The sequence below is a fragment of the Citrobacter sp. C5_2 genome (assembly GCF_014596845.2).
GTDB lineage: Bacteria > Pseudomonadota > Gammaproteobacteria > Enterobacterales > Enterobacteriaceae > Citrobacter > Citrobacter werkmanii.
Genome location: NZ_CP115032.1, coordinates 171357 through 194778, shown reverse-complemented (window position 1 = coordinate 194778; position 23422 = coordinate 171357). Strand labels below are relative to the sequence as shown.

The window sequence follows — 23422 nt, the reverse complement described above, 5'->3', positions numbered from 1 at the left end:
AAATGAACGTACTGGAAGTCGACCTGCATAAGCTCACGGTCAGCGATCCGTTCCTCGGACAATATCAGCAACTTGTGCGTGACGTGGTGATCCCCTACCAGTGGGATGCGCTCAATGACCGCATTCCAGAAGCGGAGCCAAGCCATGCGATCGAGAATTTCCGCATCGCCGCAGGCCTTCAGGAAGGTGAGTTTTACGGGATGGTTTTTCAGGACAGCGACGTGGCGAAATGGCTGGAAGCCGTCGCCTGGTCGCTGTGCCAGAAACCCGATGCTGAGCTTGAGAAAACTGCCGATGAGGTTATTGAACTGGTCGCCGCCGCCCAGTGTGATGATGGCTACCTCAATACGTATTTTACGGTCAAAGCGCCGGATGAACGCTGGACTAACCTCGCTGAGTGTCATGAGTTGTACTGTGCGGGTCATTTGATTGAAGCGGGCGTCGCTTTCTACCAGGCGACGGGGAAACGTCGTCTGTTAGAGGTGGTGTGCCGCCTGGCAGATCATATCGACAGCGTTTTTGGGCTGGGAGAGGATCAACTGCGCGGCTACCCCGGACACCCGGAAATCGAGCTGGCATTAATGCGTTTGTACGAAGTCACTCAGCAACCACGCTATATGGCGCTGGTAAATTACTTTGTTGAGCAACGCGGTGCGCAACCTCATTTTTATGACGAAGAGTACAAAAAACGCGGCCAAACGTCTTACTGGCACACCTACGGTCCGGCGTGGATGGTGAAGGATAAGCCCTATAGCCAGGCACACCAGCCTGTTTCAGAGCAGCAAACGGCTATCGGTCACGCCGTCCGTTTTGTTTATCTGATGACCGGCGTGGCGCATCTGGCACGCTTAAGTCAGGACGAAAGCAAGCGTCAGGATTGTTTGCGTCTGTGGAACAATATGGCCCAGCGTCAGTTGTATATCACCGGCGGGATCGGCTCGCAAAGCAGCGGCGAGGCGTTTAGCAGCGATTACGATCTGCCCAACGATTCCGTATACGCCGAAAGCTGCGCCTCAATCGGGCTGATGATGTTCGCCCGCCGGATGCTGGAAATGGAAGCCGACAGCCAGTATGCCGACGTGATGGAGCGCGCCCTGTATAACACGGTACTTGGCGGCATGGCGCTGGACGGGAAGCACTTCTTCTACGTTAACCCGCTGGAGGTGCATCCTAAATCGTTAAAATTCAATCATATTTACGACCATGTGAAGCCCGTTCGCCAGCGCTGGTTTGGCTGCGCCTGCTGCCCGCCCAATATCGCCCGCGTACTCACTTCTATTGGCCATTACATCTATACGCCACGTCAGGACGCACTATATATCAACATGTATGTGGGCAATAGCATGGAAGTTCCTGTGGTAGACGGTGTGCTTAAACTGCGCATTAACGGAAATTACCCGTGGCATGAGCAGGTAACAATCGCCATTGAATCACCGCTGCCGGTCGATCATACCCTCGCGTTACGCCTGCCGGACTGGTGTACCACGCCGCAGATTTTGCTGAATGGTCAACCGGTTGCACAAGATATACGTAAAGGCTATTTGCACATCAGCCGAACCTGGCGGGAGGGGGATACGCTAAGCCTGACCCTGCCGATGCCCGTGCGTCGCGTATACGGAAACCCACTGGTGCGCCATGTTGCCGGTAAGGTCGCCATTCAGCGTGGGCCGCTGGTGTATTGCCTGGAGCAGGCCGACAACGGCGAAGAGTTGCATAACTTGTGGCTGCCAAAAGAGAGTGAGTTCAGGGTCTTTGAGGGTAAGGGACTGTTCAGCCATAAGATGTTAATTCAGGCGGAAGGCGTGAAGCAAAGTGCCCGCAATGCGGCACAACAAGCGTTGTGGCACTACGATGTTTCACCAGCTTCGCGTCAGGCGCATACGCTGACGTTCATTCCGTGGTTTAGCTGGGCAAACCGTGGTGAAGGCGAAATGCGAATCTGGATAAACGAGCAGTAATGATAACGATGGATGGCGGCAGTTAGCCCCATCCGTCAAGGCATCATGAAAAGATTGCCCTCCTCCCTGAGGACAAACGGGTGAGAATCAGAAACGCCAGGTCAGACCGGACATCAGGGTAAAGCTGTCATCGCGATCAACCATCGGGCTATTTTTAATGTCATCCGGCAGCACGCTATAGTTGGCGCTGGCCAGCAGCGTCAGGTTGCTGGTCAACGCGTATTTAGCGGACAGGCCAACATACGGTGTCCAGCTGTCCCCTGGGGAGTAGCTTGATAACCCACTACGGCGGGATTCATTGCCAGAGATGCCGTAGTAATATTCGTTGAAGTTTTCGTCATAGTAGAGCACGCCAATCGCCGGCGTCAGCGTCAGCTTGCCCATTGGCATTTGGCGGAACATAGACATTTCCGCCACCCAGCCATTGCTGTTATCCAGCACATCCGCTGCGGCAGAGACCTTCACGCTGCCCCATTTTTCATGGTGATACCATGCGGCACCCGCCATCGCGGTTGCATCACGCTTGTCCAGCTGCTTCATCGCATGATCGTCGTTATCACCGGGATCAAACTCAAGCGGCATGTAAGAAGCAGTAATGCTAAATTCATTACTTTCACTTTTTGAAAGAATATAGCCTAACGTTGTTTGCCTAAAATAAAATGATTCACTTTCATAACTGATAAGCGGTACTGCATGAACATTATCATTATATCCACGATAAGGAGATTCATTATATACAGCGCCACCGCCAATAGAAAACTCTGCGGCAGTTGCACTCGCCATAAAAGAAAAGGCGAACAGCGCCACAATATTGCGTTTAATTAACATGCCAACATTCCATTTTAAAATAAGCCACAAAGCGGGTGCATAATAATGCTTACAATTTCATCGATGCAACTTCCATATTTATATAGTAATATATACAAACATATATATATTGGGTTTGGCGATGAACAAATTACAACTCAAACACCGGGAACTGAAGATTATTTCGGTAATTGCTGCCAGTGAAAACATCAGTCATGCCGCTACGGTTCTCGGCATCGCACAGGCTAATGTCAGCAAGTACCTTGCTGATTTTGAATCAAAAGTTGGGCTAAAGGTCTTTGATCGCACCACCCGCCAGTTGACCCTGACGCCCTTTGGTGTAGCGCTGCTGCCTTACATCAATGACATGCTGGACAGAAACGATCAGCTAAATAGTTTCATCGCTGATTATAAGCATGAAAAACGTGGCAAGGTAACGGTATATGCACCAACCGGAATTATTGCTTACTTATCGCAACATGTTATTGCAAAAATTCAGGATATCGGTGGTATTACTCTCTCGCTGAAAACCTGCAATCTTGAACGGAAAGCATTTTATGAAGGTGTAGATTTCCCGGATGATTGTGACGTTTTAATTACCTATGCGCATCCCAAAGATGAATCACTGGTCGCCAGCTTTATTACCAAATATGCAGTGATGGCGTTTGCCAGCCCTGAATATATCAAACAGCATCCCATTAACAGCCCTGATGAGCTGGAAAATCATTCCTGTATTTTAATCGACTCCATGATGATTGATGATGCCAATATCTGGCGCTTCAGTTCTGCGGGCGGCAAGGAAATGCATGATTATCGGGTGACCGGAAACTACGTCTGTGACAATACGCAATCCGCGCTGGCGCTGGCGCGTAATCATCTGGGCATTGTTTTTGCGCCTTATGCGAGTATACAAAAAGACGTTCAGTCCGGATTGTTGGTTCCCTGTTTCTCCGAACAGCACGAATGGTGGCTGGATTTAGTGGCGATTTTCCGCAAGCGTGAATACCAGCCCTGGCGTGTACAGTTTATTCTCGACGCAATGTTAGCGGAGATACGTCAGCAGCTTACTCAGACGCTACAGCTGTCTGAGTAAGCTAAATAGCCTGCACCTAGTGGTCGAGATACAGGTAATGCACCCAGCTGGTCATCCGCAACAAGACTTTGCGCATGATTGACACATGTTCGAAGTGATCAGAGTAAACGGCGACCTGGGCGTAAATCCCATCGGGTAACGCGCTCACGTCCGCATTGTCGTTCAGCTCAATCGTGGCGATCACCCCTTCTGAACCGGGCGTAGAGTTTAAGGATTGCAACGCCCCGTTCGACTGGTATGTACCACCCGGTACAGCCGGGCTGATAGCCGCCAGTTTGCCGCTAAATACCTTCCCCGGCAGGGCGTTAAACACCACTTCCGCTTCATCGCCTGGCTCCAGTCGCAGCAGTGAGTTTTGACGGAACTGGGCGATAATTTGCCGTTTCTGTTCCGGGATAAACACCATCACCGGACGCATAGGCAGCGCGGCGGCATAGGTTCCGGGGCGCATCAGCACCTGCGTAACGTAACCATCGCTGGGCGCACGAACCACGGTCTGGTCAAGGTTAAACTCCGCTTCGGCGAGTTGTGCCTTCAGGCTGGCAATTTGCGAATTTTCACCCAGTACCAGGCTGTCTAACTGGCTCTGGATTTGCTGTTGCTCCGCAATAGACGATTTCACCGATGCTTCCTGCGCCAGATAGTTTTGGCGCGCCGCATCGATATCGCGTTCAGAAAAAGGGTTGACCTTCGCCTGACTCCCCTGCGCATAGCGCTGGTAATCTTTTGCCAGCTTGTCACGCGTGGCCTTTGCCTGCTGCGTGTTGGCTTTCATTTCGTCTAGCTGCGCAACCAGCGCCTGCTCTTTATGCTGAGCGGTGACAATATCGGCTTTCAGGCGATCAACCCGCGCCTGATAACGTCCAGGATTAAGTTTAAACAGAACTTCGCCTTTTTTGATCAGCGTATTCTTCTTATCTGTCACTTCCGTTACAACACCCGTGACCTGCGGCACGACGGGAATAGAAATTACCGCTTTTTGCGCCTTAAAGGTATACGGATGGTTATAATTCATCAGTAATATAAGCCCGCAAACAATGAAAATACCACCCAATGCTGCAGTGGGTACCGTCCATTTATTTACAGGAATTTTAAAAATTTTAAATATCGACCATGCGCATGCCACATAGGTCAGAACAATCAGTAAATCCATCGATATTACTCCGCCGGAGAGGTCTTAACCTCATCCAGTTTCTTTTCCAGGTCGGCAACCCGCGCCTGAAGCTGGATCAGGGAAGAATCCGCGCTCTGCATACCCCACCCGCGCTCCGGGCGATAAAGCGTTGCCCAGATCCATAAAAAGGGCCAAATAACATGTAAGGTAAACAAGCTAACCCAGCCCACAACATGTATTGCGTCGGCATGAGGATGGTTACGTTTCTTTGCAATAAGATAGGGAATATCATGCAGAATAATAATCCCGTAAAAAATAACCAGGAATACAAAAATAAGCACTCCTAATGCAAAATAATCAAGGAACATATTTGCCTCAGGGATTTAAATTAAAGAACTTGGCTGCTATTTATTTAAAAAATAGAGTTGATAATAGTAGTGGAATGACCAGATTGGATGCAATGGGGTTATTTATATAACGATATATGAGTTTCTATATATACCCGTCGTCTTTCGTGCTGCAGGACATAATTTACTGCCCGGTACGCTAAATGCGACCGGGCGGTAAGTGACGGGATATTAAAACAGCCCCAGCGGTTTATCCGAGTAGCTCACCAACAGGCATTTGGTTTGCTGATAGTGCTCAAGCATCATTTTGTGTGTCTCGCGCCCAATGCCCGACTGCTTATAGCCGCCGAACGCCGCATGTGCCGGATAAGCATGGTAGCAGTTGGTCCAGACACGCCCCGCCTGAATCCCGCGGCCCATCTTGTACGCGAGATTTCCGTTACGGCTCCAGACGCCAGCGCCAAGTCCATATTGGGTGTCATTGGCAATTTCCAGCGCTTCGTCCATGGTTTTAAAGGTCGTAACAGCCAGCACCGGGCCGAAGATCTCCTCCTGGAAAACCCGCATGTTGTTCTTACCAAACAGAATGGTCGGTTCGAGGTAATAACCCTCTTTTAACTCACCATCCAGTTGCTTACGCCGTCCACCGGTCAGGACATCCGCCCCTTCTTTCTTACCAATATCGATGTAATTCAGAATGGTTTCCAGTTGACCATGCGACACCTGCGCCCCCATTTGCGTCACACTGTCTAACGGGTTGCCGCTACGGATACTCTCCACCCGGCGAATGGCTCTTTCCATAAAGCGTTCATAAATGGATTCCTGTACCAGCGCGCGGCTCGGACAGGTACACACTTCGCCCTGGTTGAAGGCAAACAGCGCAAAGCCTTCCAGCGCCTTATCAAAGAACGCATCTTCTTCATCCATCACGTCCGCGAAGAAGATATTGGGCGATTTCCCACCCAGCTCCAGGGTGACGGGAATAATGTTCTGCGTAGCGTACTGCATGATCTGCTGGCCGACTTCCGTTGAGCCGGTAAACGCCACTTTCGCAATACGTTTAGACGTCGCCAGATATTCACCGATTTCCCCACCCGCACCGTTTACCACGTTCACGACACCAGGCGGGAGCAGATCGCCAATGACCTCCATCAGCAGCAGCACGGACAGCGGCGTCAGGCGCGCGGGTTTAAGCACCACGCAGTTACCCGCCGCCAGCGCGGGCGCCATCTTCCAACTGGCCATTAGCAGCGGGAAGTTCCACGGGATAATTTGCCCGACCACGCCAAGAGGCTCATGGAAATGATAAGCCACGGTCTCACTATCAACCTCGCTGATTCCCCCTTCCTGCGCACGAATACAGGAGGCGAAATAGCGGAAATGGTCAATCGCCAGCGGCACGTCTGCCGCGCTGGTTTCACGGATGGGTTTACCGTTATCCCAGGTTTCTGCCGTCGCCAGCAGTTCCAGGTTTTGTTCCATACGATCGGCGATTTTAAACAGAATCGCCGCTCTGTCCTGCACGGATGTCTGCGCCCATTTATCTTTTATTTTGTGCGCGGCATCCAGTGCCAGATCGATATCCTTCTTACCGGAAGAGGCCACTTCGCACAGCAATTGCCCGGTGACCGGCGTCAGGTTTTGGTAATACTCGCCGTCCACCGGCGCGACCCAGTCACCGCCGATAAAGTTATCGTATCGGGCCTTTAACTTCAGAGGGTAACCATACTCGCCGGGATAAATACGCGTTGAAGGGGGGTTATTGGTCATGACCGTCTCCTTGCTGTAGGGGTACTACAAGGGTAGACGGGGCTGGCGAATAATTCGCCAGCCTTTTACTGCTTTACGACAGGTATCACGAATTACATCGCAGCGCGATAAATCGCCATGATTTCGTCATGAGTCGCCTGAATCGGGTTAGTGAAACCACAGGCGTCTTTCAGGGCATTGGTCGCCAGAACGGCAAAATCTTCTTCCTTCACGTTCAGCTCACGCAGACCGGCCGGAATATTCACTTTCTGCGCCAGTTCACGGATCGCCGCGATACAGGCTTCCGCCCCTTGCTCTTCACTCAGTCCAGCCACGTTAACGCCCATCGCAGCCGCGCAATCACGCAGACGAGCGGCAGCCACTTTGCTATTGAAAACCTGTACATGCGGCAGCAGCACGGCGTTACATACACCGTGTGGCAGATCGTAGAAACCACCCAACTGGTGCGCCATGGCGTGCACGTAACCCAGAGAGGCGTTGTTAAATGCCATGCCTGCGAGGAACTGTGCGTAAGCCATGGCTTCACGTGCCTGAGCATTGCTGCCATCTTCAACGGCAACCGGCAGATTTTCCGCAATCATGGTGACCGCTTTCAGCGCACACGCATCGGTAATCGGGGTTGCAGCAATAGAAACGTAGGCTTCGATAGCGTGGGTCAGCGCATCCATACCGGTAGCCGCCGTCAGAGACTTCGGCATACCGACCATCAGCGAGGAGTCATTGACCGACAGCAGCGGAGTGACGTGCTTGTCGACAATCGCCATTTTGATATGGCGTTCTTCATCGGTAATGATGCAGAAACGGGTCATTTCAGATGCCGTACCCGCCGTGGTGTTGATGGCAATCATCGGCAACTGCGGTTTTGCAGAGCGGTCAACGCCTTCGTAATCGCCGATATAGCCACCGTTAGCGGCCACCAGCGCAATGCCTTTCGCACAATCGTGTGGCGAACCGCCGCCGAGAGAAATAACGCTATCACAGTCGTTTTCTTTCAACATTTTCAGGCCAGCAGCTACGTTACTGGTCGTCGGGTTAGGATGCGTACCATCGTAAATTACGCTGAAAATATCATGTTCCTGTAATGCTTTTTGAATCTCGCCAGCCATACCTAATTTGGTCAACATGGCATCCGTGACAATCAGCGTGCGGCGAAAACCATATTCAGCCATGGTATTCATCGCGTCTTTTAATGAATCAGCGCCGATTATATTCACAGAAGGAATAAAAAATGTTGAAGCAGCCATTGTACGATCCTTAATTACTCTAAAGAGTCAGGAAGCATACGTGTGCATTTTCCAGCAAAATATGATCGCGGTTGTTATTTTAATCACATTCAAAATAAAAAAGCACATTAGGTTCATAATCTAATGTGCTGATTGCAATCAATATATATTTTGTATTAATTCATTTAATCTCTGAATTAATTGTTTCATTGTTTTTCAGGAAACAGTAATGCATCGCGTAATAAATGATCATTCCCGCGACGACGCGTAAAACCAATGCGGTCAAAATATTCCAGAATCTGGATAGCCAATTTACGCCCCACGTTAAGCCTGTCGCGAAAATCGGCGGCGCAGGTCGATCCTTTCTCCTGGTCCAGCTCGCGGATCATATTGGCGAAAGACACAATGCGATCGTTACGATAATAACGATCTTTCACGATCGCAGTAATAATGCCTTGCTGCGCCGCTTGTCGTAATACCACGCGCATCATTTGCTCATCCGTCCCGGTCTGTTTTGCCAGGTCGCGCACCCACCACGGCTCATCGCCAAAAAGCGGTTCTGCTTTTTGCCAGATAGCCTGCTGTTCATCGCTGAAACCCGCCTTGTGATCCGGCAAATGCAGCCAACCGTGATGGCTATGGATAGCGCCGCTCTCACGCATCTTTTCAATCAGCAGCAATACCAGCGCTTCATCTTCCATCGGCAACGCCATACGACGCAGGCGTTCGCGCCCTGGCCCGGGCTCATCACGGTGCTGTTCGTGATAGGTCGCCAGCGTATCGAGGACTTTTCGCTGCCAACGCGCGGCAACGGGAGCATTCAACAGGCTATACCCCGCCTGAATAAAACCATGTTGCTCAATCAACGGACGCATACCGTTGCCATTGAGCTGACGCGCCCAGGCGAAGTCAGGAATATTCACCGCCCCGCGCGACAGATGCAGCGCCAGGGCGTCGCCGTCGGTGTGCGCATTTTCGAGCGCCGACAACCACTGCAGATATTCCGGTTTACGCTTTCCGCGGCGCGGTGGGTTGAGCGTGACGACGCGTGCGCCAGCCAGCGTCGTGCGGGCAGAAATATCGCGCAGCACCAGGCGGTCGTTATCGGCGAGCCACAACGGTGTATCAAACACCAGTTCCGCCAGCGTACCTTCAAGCAATGAGATGCGCCCGGTGACATGGCTGGCCGCGTGGTGAATATGTAGCGGTTGCCACTGCATCAGCGGCGCGGCATGCTCTAAAGAGACAATCACGCGGGTAAAAGCCTCTGGCGGGACATCTGAAAGCAGCCAGTCGCCGCGATTTAGCTCTTCTTTTTGCGCATCGCCGGCAATATTCAGCGCAATACGCTGCCCGGCATGAGCATGCTCAGTAGCCTGATTTTGCGCATGCAAGCTACGTACGCGCATTGGCTTGTTGACGCCCGTCAGCCACAGCGTATCACCGACATTCACTTCACCGCTGAGCGCCGTCCCGGTCACCACCAGCCCTGCGCCTTTAACCGTAAAAGCACGGTCAATCGCCAGACGGAAGCTGTGATCGCGGGCATGCTCGCGCGAGGTTAATTGCAATAAATGGTCGCGTAGTTCTTCGATCCCACGGCCTTCACTGGCGGCAGTCACAAACAGAGCCGCATCGGCAAAACCATAGTTTTCCAGCGTGGTGTGTACCTCTTCACGCACCGTATTGATGCGGTCCTCATCCACGCGATCGGCTTTCGTGAGCGCCACGGTGATTTGCGGATTGCCCGTCAGTTGCAGAATTTGCAAATGTTCACGCGTTTGCGCCATCACGCCATCATCACAGGCGACAACCAGCAGCGCGTGGTCGATACCGCCTACACCCGCCAGCATGTTGGACAAAAACTTTTCATGTCCGGGAACATCAATAAACCCCAGCACCTGCCCATCCGGCTGCGGCCAGTAGGCATAGCCGAGATCGATGGTCATGCCACGCTTTTTTTCCTCCGGCAGACGGTCGGCATTCACCCCCGTAATTGCCTGTAATAACGTTGTTTTTCCGTGGTCAACGTGTCCGGCGGTTGCAATAATCATTTCAGCATCATCTCCATAAACCGGGTCTCGTCTTCAAGGCAGCGCAGATCCAGCCACATGCGGCCATCATAAATTCGCCCAATGATCGGCACGGGCAACGCACGCCAGCGGGCGGCCAGCGCGTCGAGGCGACTACCGCGCCCGTCATGTGGGGTAAAGGTCAATGCCGCGCTGGGTAACCTGTCGACAGGTAACGAACCGCTACCAATCTGCGACAGGCAAGGCATCACATTCAAAGCAAACTCGTCGCAGTAACGATCGGCAAGCTGCGCCTGTAATTGCTGGGCCTGCGTGTGGATCGCCTCTTGCGAGCGGGTGAGCTGGCGTAATGTCGGCAACTTCGCCGCCAGCGCTTCCGGATGCAGATAGAGCCGCAGCGTTGCTTCCAGCGCCGCCAGCGTCATTTTATCTGCCCGTAACGCACGTTTCAGCGGATGGCTCTGTAAGCGCGCGATCATCTCTTTTTTACCGACGATAATTCCGGCCTGTGGCCCACCCAGCAGTTTATCGCCAGAGAAACTCACCAGACTCACGCCTGCGGCGATCAGTTGCTGCGGCATTGGCTCCTGCGGCAAACCATACTGACTGAGATCGACCAGCGAACCGCTGCCGAGATCCGCCACCACAGCTACATCCAGCTCCCGGCCAATGGCGGCCAACTCTGCCTCATCCACCGACTTCGTAAAGCCTTCAATGCTGTAATTACTGGTATGCACCTTCATCAGCAGGCCGGTATTTTCATTCACCGCCTGACGGTAATCCTTCGCGTGGGTCCGGTTGGTGGTCCCCACTTCGCGTAGCGTACATCCGGCCTGACACATCACATCAGGAATACGAAACGCGCCGCCAATTTCCACCAGCTCACCGCGCGAAACGACCACCTCTTTGCCGTTAGCCGTGGCGGCCAGCATCAGCAGAACCGCTGCCGCATTGTTATTCACGATACAAGCGTCTTCGGCCCCCGTCAGGCGACAGAGTAAATCCGCCAACGCCCGATCCCGATGTCCGCGCCCGGCATCATCCAGGCTGTATTCCAGCGTCACCGGCGTGCGCATCGCCTGCACCACCGCATCGATGGCTTCCTCGGCCTGCGACGCACGACCCAGGTTAGTATGCAGCACCGTTCCGGTCAGATTAATCACTGGGCGCAACGCGCTTTGCGATTCACGTTCCAGCCGGGCTCTGGCTTCTTGCGTCCAGTCCTCACACCATGCCGGGAGCGCGTGGGCGTCGCGAATGGCTTCTCTGGCTTCGTCGAGCATGTGACGCAGCAGGTCAACTACCCGGGTATGACCGTGGGATTCACGTAAGGCGGAGAAAGCGCTATCGCGCAATAGACGATCGATAGCAGGAAGCTGGCTGTAGAGTGAACGCATGTCGGTTGTCATGAAAGGGCCTGGCTGTTGGTGGCCCTCTCCACCGCGGAGAGGGCTATCGATATAGGAAGGATTGTATCGTGACTTTGCTCAGGCGGACATAACGTGTATCAAGCCTTTGGCGGTTCCGTACGGGCAAAACTTTCGCGTTGAAAGAGCGTTTCCACCAGTTTGACCAGACGCGGGCGGTCCACACACCAGCCGGGCGCGACCCGACGGAAATTGAGATAGCCGACAGCGCAGGCAATCGCAATGGTGGCCAGGTTAACCGTATCCGTTTTCAGCGTACCGTCCGCCAGATAGCCTTCCAGCACATCCAGACTGCGGGTAATTTTCTCCCGCTGGCGTAACAACTCTGTTTCTGACTGCTGTGCGGCGGGGCGAGCCTGTTCGCGTACCGAGACTAAACCGGCATCCATAATGCCGTCTGCCAGCGCTTCCAACTGACGCACCTTCAGCGCCGCCAGCGGTTCACGCGGCAACATAGCTGGCGCAATTTCCAGCAGCTCTATGTATTCCGCGATGATTGGAGAATCAAACCAATACTCGCCTTCATCAGTAACCAGCGCGGGCACTTTTCCTAACGGGTTATAGCGCGCCACGCCGCTATCCTCGTTGTAGGGGAGTTCATTTACAAATTCGAAGGTGATGCCCTTTTCCAGTAACAGAATAGAAATTTTACGCACAAAAGGGCTGGTATAGCTGCCAATGAGTTTCATGCCGGGTCCTTTTTGCCAACAAAAAGCTATGCCCAACGATTGGGGGGCACAGCTTAGTATGGCTCAGGTCAGCGCAAATGGCAGGTGATGACGGTCTCAATGATCCAAATAAAGGTAATGCATCCAGCTGGTCATGCGCAGCAGCACTTTACGCATCACCGACACATGGGCGAAATGGTCGGAATAGACCGCCACCTGGGCATAGATACCGTCCGGCAGCGCATCTACCTCGGCATTCGGATCCAGTTCAATGGTTGCCATTACGCCATCGGTACCCGGTACTACTGTTAAGGATTGTAATGCCCCCTGCGCCTGATAAGAACCTCCCGGCACAACGGGAAGGATACTGGTCAGCTTGCCGCTAAACACCTGGCCTGGCAGCGCGTTGAATACCACTTCGGCTTCATCGCCCGGTTCAAGACGCAGCAATGAATTCTGGCGGAATTGCGCCACGATTTGCCGTTTTTGTTCAGGAATAAATACCATCACAGGTCGCAGAGGCAACGCGGCGGCGTAAGTCCCCGGGCGAATAAGCACCTGCGTCACGTAACCGTTGCTGGGCGCACGCACAACGGTCTGTTCAAGATTATATTTGGCTTCGGCGAGCTGGGCGCGCAGGGAGGCGACCTGGGATTGCTCACCGTTGACCATACTGTCTAACTGGCTCTGAATCTGGGTCTGTTCCGCTACTGAGCCTTTTACCAGCGCATCCTGAGCCAGATAGTTCTGGCGGGCATTGTCGATATCACTTTCGGAAAACGGGTTAACCTTCGCCTGGCTACCCTTCAAATAGCGCTGATAATCTTTATACAGGCGGTCACGTTCAGCAGACACGCGAGTGGTATTAGCGACCGCTTCCGACAGTTGCGCTTTCAAATTGTCGATGTTGTGGGTCGCGGTGACCAGGTCGGCCTGCAGCCGGTCAACTCGCGCCTGATAACGCACAGGATCGAGTTTAAATAACACTTCGCCTTTTTTAATCAGCTGATTATTTTTATCTGTTACCTCACTAACAATTCCTGTGACCTGTGGAGTGACGGGAATTGAAATAACCGCTTTTTGCGCCGTAAAGGTATACGGATGGTTATAGTTCATTAATAAGATGAGTCCCGCCACAATAAACACCCCACCTAATGCTGCGGTGGCAAGCGTCCACTGGTTTACCGGAATACGGAATATTTTAAAGATGGCCCAGGCGAATGCCACATAAGTCAGGACAATTAACAAATCCATGATTAAATCTCCGGAAAGGTGGAGTTATCGATTTTTTTATCCCCATCCAGTTTTTTTTCCAACTGGGCCATGCGCGCGGCCAGCACGGCGATTTCAGGGTCAGGTTCCTTTCCGGTCGGCGTGATGTGCGACTGCATCCCCCACCCCTTTTCGGGCTGGTAGAGCGTGGCCCAAATCCACAGGAACGGCCAAATAACATGCAACGTAAAAAGACTTACCCACCCTGCCGTATGGATAGCGTCGGCATGCGGATGGTTGCGCTTTTTAGCGATGTTATAGGGAATGTCATGGATGGCGATGATTCCGTAAAACAGAACCAGAAAAACGAAGATCAGCACGCCTAACGCGAAATAATTTAGAAACATACCTGCCTCGAATTCACGCTAATTAGAGTTTTTTTATGCCGGCAGCCGTACGCATCCTGGCTGATGCTTTGAACATAACCGCAGTTTGCGGTTTTCGCCATAACACAAAAATAATATTTTTTCTGGTTTTAAGTTGCTTTATCTGGCAAGAAAAATGTGAGCTCCAGAACCCGTCGCAGATCACATTTGGTTAAACCGAGACAAAAATACTTTGTGAATCACATCACAAAAATTCAACAAACAGTAAATACAAAAACGTGAATAAGATCACGTTTAACCGCCATTTTTAGCGATTACTTGCACTGTGATGTTTTTTTGCACCGTTATTTTGTGATGAAAATCACATTAACTGGCACCACACACCCTATATTTACGTGACTAACATCACATTAAAGGCCGTCGACTGGACAGTTGAACGATTCAGTGCCAGATTTCGCAGTATCTACAGGGTCCGGCTACCTCCTGCCGCTACATTAACAAACCTCGGGCTTTCAGCCTGCGCGATAGCAAACATAAGAAGGGGTGTTTTTATGTCATCCGATATTAAGATCAAGGTGCAAAGCTTTGGTCGATTCCTCAGCAATATGGTGATGCCAAATATCGGCGCGTTTATCGCGTGGGGTATTATCACCGCATTATTCATTCCGACAGGGTGGTTGCCGAACGAAACGCTGGCGAAGCTGGTCGGTCCGATGATCACCTATCTGCTGCCGCTGCTGATCGGTTATACCGGTGGTAAGCTGGTGGGCGGCGAGCGTGGCGGCGTGGTTGGTGCTATCACCACCATGGGCGTTATCGTCGGCGCGGATATGCCGATGTTCCTTGGCTCCATGATCGCAGGCCCGCTGGGCGGCTACTGCATCAAAAAATTCGATAACTGGGTAGACGGTAAGATCAAATCCGGTTTTGAGATGCTGGTGAATAACTTCTCCGCAGGCATCATCGGTATGATCCTCGCCATCCTGGCTTTCCTCGGCATTGGTCCATTGGTTGAAGGTCTGTCCAAAATTCTGGCGGCAGGCGTTAACTTCATGGTTGTCCATGACATGCTGCCGCTGGCGTCTATCTTCGTTGAACCGGCAAAAATTCTGTTCCTCAACAACGCCATCAACCACGGTATTTTCTCACCGCTGGGTATTCAGCAGTCCCATGAGATGGGCAAATCCATCTTCTTCCTGATTGAAGCTAACCCAGGTCCGGGTATGGGCGTCCTGCTGGCGTACATGTTCTTTGGTCGCGGCAGCGCTAAGCAGTCTGCGGGCGGCGCGGCTATCATCCACTTCCTGGGCGGTATCCACGAAATTTACTTCCCGTACGTGCTGATGAACCCACGTCTGATTCTGGCCGTTATCCTTGGCGGTATGACTGGCGTATTCACCCTGACCATCCTGAATGGCGGTCTGGTTTCTCCGGCTTCTCCTGGCTCGATTCTGGCCGTGCTGGCGATGACGCCAAAAGGCGCTTACTTCGCAAACATCGCTGCTATCTGTGCCGCCATGGCGGTCTCCTTTGTGGTCTCAGCTATCCTGCTGAAAACCAGCAAAGTGAAAGAAGAAGACGATATTGATGCGGCGACCCGTCGTATGCAGGACATGAAAGCGGAATCTAAAGGCGCATCTCCGCTGGCGGCTGGCGACGTGACCAACGACCTGAGCCATGTACGTAAAATCATCGTGGCTTGCGATGCCGGTATGGGTTCCAGCGCCATGGGCGCAGGCGTACTGCGTAAGAAAGTGCAGGATGCCGGTCTGTCTCAGATTTCCGTCACCAACAGCGCGATTAACAATCTGCCGCCGGATGTGGATCTGGTCATTACCCACCGCGACCTGACTGAACGTGCGATGCGTCAGGTGCCTCAGGCACAGCACATCTCGCTGACTAACTTCCTCGACAGCGGTCTGTATACCAGCCTGACCGAACGTCTGGTCGCTGCACAGCGCCACAACGTGAACGAAGAGAAAGTCCGCGATCACCTGAAAGACAGCTTTGATGAGGGTGATACCCATCTGTTCAAACTGGGTGCGGAAAATATCTTCCTTGGCCGGAAAGCCTCTAACAAAGAAGAAGCGATTCGCTTTGCCGGTGAACAACTGGTGAAAGGCGGCTATGTTGAGCCGGAATACGTCGATGCCATGCTGGACCGCGAAAAGCTGACGCCGACTTACCTCGGTGAATCCATCGCAGTACCGCACGGTACGGTAGAAGCCAAAGACCGCGTGCTGAAAACCGGCGTGGTGTTCTGCCAGTACCCGGAAGGCGTACGCTTTGGTGAAGAAGAAGACGATATTGCCCGTCTGGTCATTGGTATCGCCGCACGTAACAATGAGCACATCCAGGTCATCACCAGCCTGACCAACGCGCTGGATGATGAATCCGTGATCGAACGTCTGGCCCATACCACCAGCGTGGATGAAGTTCTGGAACTGCTGGCAGGTAAAAAAGCTTAACAGTTAAGTATCTCCAAAATAGTTCGAGCTGCAGGAAGGCGGCAACGCAGTGAATCCCCAGGAGCGTACATAAGTACGTGACTGGGGTGAGCGAGGAGAGCCAACGCATCTGCAGTTCGAAATATGAAGGCGATATCCTCTCCCTTGTGGAGAGGGTTAGGTTGAGGGGAAAGCTATGCGGTCCCTCACCCCAGCCCTCTTGGGTAAAAACATTAATGAAGGTTAATACTATGAAAGCATTACATTTTGGCGCAGGTAATATCGGTCGTGGCTTTATCGGCAAACTGCTGGCGGACGCGGGGATACAGCTGACGTTTGCAGATGTAAACCAGGTCGTGCTCGATGCCCTGAATGCCCGTCATAGCTATCAGGTTCATGTTGTGGGTGAAAACGAGCAGGTTGATACCGTTTCCGGCGTCAACGCCGTCAGCAGCATCGGCGATGATGTCGTCGATCTGATTGCCCACGTTGATTTAATCACTACTGCCGTAGGTCCGGTTGTGCTTGAGCGTATCGCTCCGGCCATCGCTAAAGGGCTGGTAAAACGCAAAGCGCAGGGCATCTCTACCCCGCTGAATATCATCGCCTGTGAAAACATGGTGCGCGGAACCACGCAGTTGAAAGGCCACGTCATGAACGCGCTGGCAGATGAAGACAAAGCCTGGGTTGAAGAACATGTTGGCTTTGTCGATTCCGCCGTGGATCGCATCGTGCCGCCATCTGCTTCTGCGACCAACGATCCGCTGGAAGTTACCGTCGAAACATTCAGCGAGTGGATTGTCGACCAAACGCAGTTCAAAGGCGAGCTGCCAAACATCCCGGGAATGGAATTAACTGATAACCTGATGGCATTTGTCGAACGTAAACTCTTCACGCTGAACACCGGGCATGCTATAACCGCGTACCTCGGAAAATTGACCGGTCATCAGACCATCCGTGACGCGATTCTCGACGAGAAAATCCGCGCAGTGGTAAAAGGTGCAATGGAAGAGAGCGGCGCGGTACTGATCAAACGCTACGGTTTTGATGCCGATAAACACGCGGCTTATATCCAGAAGATCCTCGGTCGTTTTGAAAACCCGTATCTGAAAGATGATGTTGAGCGCGTTGGACGTCAGCCGCTGCGTAAACTGAGTGCAGGCGACCGTCTGATTAAACCGCTGCTGGGCACGCTGGAGTATGGTCTACCGCACGTTAATCTGGTTACCGGTATTGCTGCTGCAATGCATTACCGCAGTGAAGAAGATCCGCAGGCACAGGAACTGGCCGCGCTGATTGACGAAAAAGGTCCACTGGCCGCGCTGGCGCAGGTATCCGGTCTGGATGCCAACAGTGATGTGGTGGCGGAGGCGGTTAACGCATATAACGCGACCAAATGATAGAGAATGTGGCGCAGGTCAGCCTGCGCCCGAATGACAGATTGTCAGATATGCAGGCAATAATGGAACAAACGCAGGCCTTTGAAAATCGTGTGCTTGAGCGTCTGAATGCTGGCAAAACCGTACGCAGCTTCCTCATCACCGCCGTAGAACTGCTCACCGAGGCGGTGAATATCCTTGTGCTTCAGGTATTTCGCAAAGATGACTATGCGGTGAAATATGCCGTAGAACCGTTGCTCGACGGCGACGGTCCATTGGGCGATCTTTCGGTTCGTTTGAAGCTAATCTACGGTCTGGGCGTACTCAGCCGCCCGGAGTATGAAGATGCGGAGCTTCTGATGGCGCTGCGGGAAGAGCTGAATCACGACGGCAATGAGTATGCGTTTACCGACGACGAGATTCTTGGGCCGTTTGGCGAGCTTCACTGCGTGACGGCACTCCCACCGCCGCCACAGTTTGATACCTCAGACTCAGGTTTGCACGCCATGCAAATCCAGCGCTACCAGCAAATGGTACGCTCCACGATGGTACTTTCCCTGACCGAGCTGATTTCTAAAATCAGCTTAAAAAAAGCCTTTCAAAAATAAGGCCATGCAGGCTTATTTCTCTTCCTGCTGCGGTCGATAAAGCTGTCGATAGTACGCCAGACGTTGCAGATACAGCTGCGCATTCTCCTGCGGTATTTCAGAAGGGACAACGTTGCGCGGCGGTGTTTTATTCAGATACTCACGAAAAGCCTGGCTTGAGGCCATGAAATCAACAGTCTTATCAATAAGGACCGAAACATTCTCACCTATTTTCGCCATAATCTTCCCTCCTCCATGTATTAACCACGCTTAGCCTGCGCGGTTGATCATTTAAGTTTAGGATCGGTTGGGCAATTATATTGAGGAAAACGTGCTTCGCTATCAACCCGCCAACAGAAAGCGCCATCGCCGATCTTATTGCTTAAAATTCCTTATTAATCAAAAGCGTAATATTATCATTAGCTGATTAATACTTGCGGCATTTGATTATTTATCTTCGATTTGTTGTGAAGAATCCCGCTCTGCGCGCATACTATAGGATATACATTCTATTTTTTATCAGAAGCTATCCTATGAAAGAAGTCGAAAAAAACGAAATTAAACGCCTGAGCGATCGCCTGGACGCTATCCGCCACCAGCAGGCTGACCTGTCGCTGGTTGAAGCCGCAGACAAATATGCCGAGCTGGAAAAAGAGAAAGAAACCCTGGAAGCCGAGATCGCGCGCCTGCGTGAAGTACACGGCCAGAAGCTGAGCAAAGAAGCGCACAAGCTCACGAAACTTCCCTTCCGCCGCGCCATTACCAAAAAAGAACAGGCCGACATGGGCAAGCTGAAGAAAAGCGTGCGTGGTCTGATTGTCGTCCACCCGATGACCGAACTTGGCCGTGAAATGGGCCTGAAAGAGATGACAGGCTTCGCAAAAACCGAGTTCTGATCTCCTGCCGGGCAACATCCGTTTGCCCGGTCTTTCCCGCACCGCCAATTGGCCCTACCAATTATAACCAGATCCTACCATCACCTCACATTTCATTAAAATTCGCGTACAATACCGTTGCCAATAAATAACATCTGATTAACCATTCATTGTCATTACCCCTACACAACAATATTGGCAGGGCCACTTTTACACATAATGTGACGAAGAGATGAGCAAAGACTCATTTCATTATGTCTGAGGCCCCCAGGAGACCTGCAATGAATCTCTGGCAACAGAACTACGATCCAGCCGGTAACATCTGGCTTTCCAGTCTGATCGCATCGCTCCCAATCCTGTTCTTTTTCTTCGCCCTGATTAAGCTCAAGCTGAAAGGCTATGTTGCGGCGTCATGGACGGTGGTGATTGCTCTGGCTGTCGCCCTACTGTTCTACAAAATGCCGGTCGATCACGCTCTGGCCTCGGTGGTGTACGGCTTCTTTTATGGTCTGTGGCCGATTGCCTGGATAATCATCGCAGCGGTATTCGTCTATAAAATCTCGGTAAAAACCGGGCAGTTCGACATCATCCGTTCATCAATACTCTCCATTACCCCAGACCAGCGTCTGCAAATGCTGATCGTTGGTTTCTCCTTTGGGGCATTCCTTGAAGGTGCAGCTGGCTTTGGCGCGCCGGTCGCCATTACCGCCGCGCTGCTGGTGGGGCTTGGCTTTAACCCGCTGTATGCGGCGGGGTTGTGCCTGATCGTGAATACCGCGCCGGTCGCCTTTGGCGCAATGGGCATTCCGATTCTGGTTGCCGGCCAGGTTACCGGACTGGACAGCTTTGAGATTGGCCAGATGGTCGGTCGTCAGTTGCCGTTCCTGACGATTATCGTGCTGTTCTGGATTATGGCGATTATGGATGGCTGGCGCGGCGTGAAAGAAACCTGGCCTGCGGTAATGGTCGCTGGCGGCTCGTTTGCTATCGCCCAATACCTCAGCTCGAACTTTATTGGGCCGGAACTGCCGGACATTATCTCTTCGCTGGTCTCACTGGTGTGTCTGACGCTGTTCCTGAAACGCTGGCAGCCGGTACGTATCTTCCGCTTCGGCGACATGGGCGCTTCGCAGGTCGATATGGACCTGTCGCGCACCCGCTACACTGCGGGGCAAATCATCCGCGCCTGGTCCCCATTCCTGTTCCTGACAGCCACCGTCACGCTGTGGAGCATACCACCGTTTAAAGCGCTGTTTGCGCCGGGTGGCGCAATGTACCACTGGGTAGTGAATGTTCCGGTTCCGTTCCTCGACAAGCTGGTAGCCCGCATGCCGCCAGTCGTACACGAAGCCACAGCCTACGCGGCAGTGTACAAATTTGACTGGTTCTCCGCGACCGGTACCGCGATTCTGTTTGCCGCCCTGCTGTCTATCGTCTGGCTGAAGATGAAGCCGTCCGCTGCGCTGCAGACCTTTGGCAACACGCTGAAAGATCTGGCGCTACCGATCTATTCCATCGGGATGGTGCTGGCATTCGCATTTATCTCTAACTACTCGGGGCTTTCATCAACCCTGGCGTTGGCCCTGGCGCACACCGGCAGCGCGTTTACTTTCTTCTCGCCGTTCCTCGGCTGGCTGGGGGTATTCCTGACCGGGTCCGATACCTCATCTAACGCCCTGTTTGCCGCCCTGCAGGCCACCGCGGCTCAGCAAATCGGCGTTTCGGATGTGCTGATGGTGGCGGCAAATACCACCGGCGGCGTGACCGGCAAGATGATCTCTCCACAATCTATCGCTATCGCCTGTGCGGCAGTGGGATTAGTGGGGAAAGAGTCTGATCTGTTCCGCTTTACCGTGAAACATAGCCTGATTTTCACCTGCATGGTGGGAGTGATTACCACCCTGCAGGCCTATGTCTTAACCTGGATGATTCCATGATTGTGATGCCCAGACGCCTGTCCGACGAAGTCGCTTCTCGTGTGCGGGCGCTGATTGAAGAACAACAGCTGGAGGCGGGCATGAAGTTGCCCGCTGAGCGCCAGTTGGCCGTACAGCTCGGCGTATCGCGCAACTCGCTGCGCGAGGCGTTAGCAAAGCTGGTGAGTGAAGGCGTGTTAATCAGCCGTCGCGGCGGCGGGACGTTTGTTCGCTGGCAGCATGAAGCCTGGTCTGAACAAAACATCGTTCAGCCGCTGAAATCCTTGATGGCGGACGATCCTGATTACAGCTTCGATATTCTGGAAGCCCGCCACGCCATTGAAGCCAGTACCGCCTGGCACGCAGCCATGCGGGCCACCAGCGCCGACAAAGAGAAGATCAGACTCTGTTTCGAGGCCACGCAGAGCGAAGATCCGGATCTCGCTTCGCAAGCGGACGTGCGCTTTCATCTCGCCATTGCGGAAGCCTCGCATAACGTGGTGCTGTTACAGACCATGCGCGGTTTCTTCGACGTATTGCAGTCTTCGGTTAAACAGAGCCGCCAACGTATGTACCTTGTGCCGCCCGTATTTTCACAGCTTACAGAACAACATCAGGCCGTGCTGGACGCCATTGTCGCCGGTGATGCCGATGGCGCACGTAAGGCCATGATGGCGCACCTCAGCTTTGTCCACACCACGATTAAACAATTTGATGAAGATCAGGCCCGCCAGGCGCGTATCACCCGCCTGCCAGGTGACCCTGGTGAGAATAGCAGGGAGAACAACACATGATTATTTCAGCCGCCAGCGACTATCGCGCCGCCGCCCAACGTATTTTGCCCCCGTTCTTGTTCCACTACATTGACGGCGGCGCATATGCCGAGCGCACTCTGCGCCGTAACGTCGAAGACCTGTCGGAAGTGGCGCTGCGCCAACGTGTGCTGAAGAATATGTCCGATCTGAGCCTCGAGACAAAGCTGTTCAACGAAACGCTCTCCATGCCCGTGGCCCTCGCGCCTGTCGGCCTGTGCGGAATGTATGCGCGTCGGGGAGAAGTGCAGGCCGCCGCTGCCGCTGACGCCAAAGGCATTCCGTTTACGCTTTCCACGGTTTCCGTATGTCCAATTGAAGAAGTCGCTCCGACCATCAAGCGTCCGATGTGGTTCCAGTTATATGTTCTGCGCGATCGTGGTTTTATGCGCAACGCGCTGGAACGCGCCAAAGCGGCGGGCTGCTCCACGTTGGTCTTTACCGTCGATATGCCTACGCCGGGCGCACGCTACCGTGACGCCCATTCCGGTATGAGCGGTCCCAATGCCGCGCTGCGTCGTTACTGGCAAGCGGTTACGCATCCGCAGTGGGCATGGGACGTGGGCCTGAATGGTCGCCCACATGACTTAGGCAATATCTCAACCTATCTTGGCAAACCTACCGGCCTTGAGGATTACATTGGCTGGCTGGCGAATAACTTCGATCCGTCAATTTCGTGGAAAGACCTTGAGTGGATCCGCGAATTCTGGGATGGCCCGATGGTGATCAAAGGGATCCTCGATCCGGAAGATGCCCGCGATGCCGTCCGTTTTGGCGCGGATGGCATTGTTGTTTCTAACCATGGTGGCCGCCAGTTAGATGGTGTGCTGTCTTCTGCTCGCGCGCTGCCCGCCATTGCCGATGCGGTGAAAGGCGATATCACTATTCTGGCAGACAGCGGGATCCGTAACGGTCTGGACGTTGTGCGCATGATTGCGCTGGGCGCAGATAGCGTGCTGCTGGGGCGTGCTTATCTGTACGCACTCGCAACCCACGGCCAGGCCGGTGTGGCAAACCTGTTGAACCTGATCGAGAAAGAGATGAAGGTGGCGATGACCTTAACCGGTGCGAAATCGATTAGCGAAATCAGCCGCGATTCACTGGTACAGGAGCTGGGTAAGAACCTGCCTGCTGCATTAGCGCCTCTGGCCCAGGGTAGCGCAGCGTAACACTCTCCCCCGTAAAATCGCGTTTTCTGCATGGTCGGCCTGTTCTCAGTCCGACCATTTTTTATGCAAAAATAACGACCAGTTAACATTTACAACCAATATATTTGACAACTTTTTATCCAACTGCCAAATGTATATACAAGCTAATACAAGGACATTTTATACAGATACCCAAATAATTCGAGCTGCAGGAAGGCGG

At 52.8% G+C, this 23422-nt stretch carries 20 protein-coding genes; 9 read left to right on the top strand and 11 right to left on the bottom strand.

Features of this window, described 5'->3' with window-relative positions; all coding sequences use genetic code 11:
* The first annotated feature begins 2 nt into the window (after nucleotides 1-2).
* Nucleotides 3-1958 (top strand): glycoside hydrolase family 127 protein, encoded by a 1956-nt coding sequence (locus ICA20_RS00950; RefSeq protein ID WP_038635249.1) that lies wholly within the window; start codon nucleotides 3-5, stop codon nucleotides 1956-1958.
* Between the two features lie 87 nt (nucleotides 1959-2045).
* On the opposite strand, the gene ICA20_RS00945 is transcribed toward ICA20_RS00950, so the two are convergent.
* Nucleotides 2046-2786, bottom strand: a complete 741-nt coding sequence (locus tag ICA20_RS00945; protein WP_038635252.1) for a MipA/OmpV family protein — start codon at nucleotides 2784-2786, stop codon at nucleotides 2046-2048.
* A 121-nt stretch (nucleotides 2787-2907) separates the two neighbouring features.
* Between ICA20_RS00945 and ICA20_RS00940 the strand changes: the two genes are divergently transcribed.
* A complete protein-coding gene (locus ICA20_RS00940) occupies nucleotides 2908-3858 on the top strand; it encodes a LysR family transcriptional regulator (protein ID WP_038635255.1) in 951 nt (316 codons plus the stop codon).
* A gap of 16 nt (nucleotides 3859-3874) precedes the next feature.
* Here the strand turns inward: ICA20_RS00940 and ICA20_RS00935 are convergent, their stop codons facing one another.
* From ICA20_RS00935 to ICA20_RS00895, 9 genes are all read right to left on the bottom strand, one after another.
* A complete protein-coding gene (locus ICA20_RS00935; RefSeq protein WP_038635258.1) occupies nucleotides 3875-5011 on the bottom strand; it encodes an HlyD family secretion protein in 1137 nt (378 codons plus the stop codon).
* Between the two features lie 5 nt (nucleotides 5012-5016).
* Nucleotides 5017-5340: a DUF3302 domain-containing protein gene (locus ICA20_RS00930; protein ID WP_149282297.1), complete on the bottom strand. Its 324-nt coding sequence runs from the start codon at nucleotides 5338-5340 to the stop codon at nucleotides 5017-5019.
* 210 nt (nucleotides 5341-5550) lie between these two features.
* Nucleotides 5551-7089: an aldehyde dehydrogenase AldB gene (aldB, locus tag ICA20_RS00925; protein ID WP_038635264.1), complete on the bottom strand. Its 1539-nt coding sequence runs from the start codon at nucleotides 7087-7089 to the stop codon at nucleotides 5551-5553.
* A gap of 92 nt (nucleotides 7090-7181) precedes the next feature.
* Nucleotides 7182-8333 carry an L-threonine dehydrogenase gene (gene yiaY, locus ICA20_RS00920; protein WP_038635267.1) on the bottom strand — a complete coding sequence of 384 codons (1152 nt, stop codon included), beginning with the start codon at nucleotides 8331-8333 and terminating at the stop codon, nucleotides 7182-7184.
* A gap of 185 nt (nucleotides 8334-8518) precedes the next feature.
* A complete protein-coding gene (gene selB / locus ICA20_RS00915) occupies nucleotides 8519-10366 on the bottom strand; it encodes a selenocysteine-specific translation elongation factor (protein ID WP_038635270.1) in 1848 nt (615 codons plus the stop codon).
* Entirely contained in the window at nucleotides 10363-11754 is a 1392-nt protein-coding gene (gene selA / locus ICA20_RS00910; RefSeq protein WP_038635273.1) for an L-seryl-tRNA(Sec) selenium transferase, read from the bottom strand. The genes selB and selA overlap by 4 nt, the downstream gene beginning before the upstream one ends.
* Nucleotides 11755-11852: 98 nt before the next feature.
* Nucleotides 11853-12461 carry a glutathione S-transferase gene (locus ICA20_RS00905; RefSeq protein WP_038635275.1) on the bottom strand — a complete coding sequence of 203 codons (609 nt, stop codon included), beginning with the start codon at nucleotides 12459-12461 and terminating at the stop codon, nucleotides 11853-11855.
* Nucleotides 12462-12557: 96 nt separating this feature from the next.
* Complete coding sequence (locus ICA20_RS00900; protein ID WP_038635278.1) at nucleotides 12558-13694, bottom strand: HlyD family secretion protein; 1137 nt, start codon at nucleotides 13692-13694, stop codon at nucleotides 12558-12560.
* A gap of 2 nt (nucleotides 13695-13696) precedes the next feature.
* Nucleotides 13697-14059: a DUF3302 domain-containing protein gene (locus ICA20_RS00895; RefSeq protein ID WP_038635281.1), complete on the bottom strand. Its 363-nt coding sequence runs from the start codon at nucleotides 14057-14059 to the stop codon at nucleotides 13697-13699.
* Between the two features lie 530 nt (nucleotides 14060-14589).
* On the opposite strand from ICA20_RS00895, the gene mtlA reads away from it, so the two are divergent.
* The 3 genes from mtlA to mtlR all read left to right on the top strand — a co-directional run bounded on the left by mtlA (nucleotide 14590) and on the right by mtlR (nucleotide 18472).
* On the top strand, nucleotides 14590-16506 hold the full coding sequence (gene mtlA, locus ICA20_RS00890) for a PTS mannitol transporter subunit IICBA (protein ID WP_038635284.1): 1917 nt from the start codon (nucleotides 14590-14592) through the stop codon (nucleotides 16504-16506).
* A gap of 230 nt (nucleotides 16507-16736) precedes the next feature.
* Nucleotides 16737-17885, top strand: coding sequence for a mannitol-1-phosphate 5-dehydrogenase (gene mtlD, locus ICA20_RS00885; RefSeq protein WP_038635287.1), 1149 nt, complete (start codon nucleotides 16737-16739; stop codon nucleotides 17883-17885).
* On the top strand, nucleotides 17882-18472 hold the full coding sequence (mtlR, locus tag ICA20_RS00880) for a mannitol operon repressor MtlR (protein ID WP_005120486.1): 591 nt from the start codon (nucleotides 17882-17884) through the stop codon (nucleotides 18470-18472). Before mtlD ends, mtlR begins: the two co-directional genes overlap by 4 nt.
* A 12-nt stretch (nucleotides 18473-18484) precedes the next feature.
* On the opposite strand, the gene ICA20_RS00875 is transcribed toward mtlR, so the two are convergent.
* A complete protein-coding gene (locus tag ICA20_RS00875) occupies nucleotides 18485-18691 on the bottom strand; it encodes a hypothetical protein (protein WP_003827334.1) in 207 nt (68 codons plus the stop codon).
* Between the two features lie 293 nt (nucleotides 18692-18984).
* Between ICA20_RS00875 and ICA20_RS00870 the strand changes: the two genes are divergently transcribed.
* The 4 genes from ICA20_RS00870 to lldD all read left to right on the top strand — a co-directional run bounded on the left by ICA20_RS00870 (nucleotide 18985) and on the right by lldD (nucleotide 23223).
* Nucleotides 18985-19347 (top strand): YibL family ribosome-associated protein, encoded by a 363-nt coding sequence (locus ICA20_RS00870; protein ID WP_038635293.1) that lies wholly within the window; start codon nucleotides 18985-18987, stop codon nucleotides 19345-19347.
* Nucleotides 19348-19607: 260 nt separating this feature from the next.
* Nucleotides 19608-21263, top strand: a complete 1656-nt coding sequence (lldP, locus tag ICA20_RS00865; RefSeq protein WP_038635296.1) for an L-lactate permease — start codon at nucleotides 19608-19610, stop codon at nucleotides 21261-21263.
* A complete protein-coding gene (gene lldR, locus ICA20_RS00860; RefSeq protein ID WP_006687599.1) occupies nucleotides 21260-22036 on the top strand; it encodes a transcriptional regulator LldR in 777 nt (258 codons plus the stop codon). Before lldP ends, lldR begins: the two co-directional genes overlap by 4 nt.
* A complete protein-coding gene (lldD, locus tag ICA20_RS00855) occupies nucleotides 22033-23223 on the top strand; it encodes an FMN-dependent L-lactate dehydrogenase LldD (protein WP_038635300.1) in 1191 nt (396 codons plus the stop codon). The genes lldR and lldD overlap by 4 nt, the downstream gene beginning before the upstream one ends.
* Nucleotides 23224-23422 lie beyond the last annotated feature (199 nt).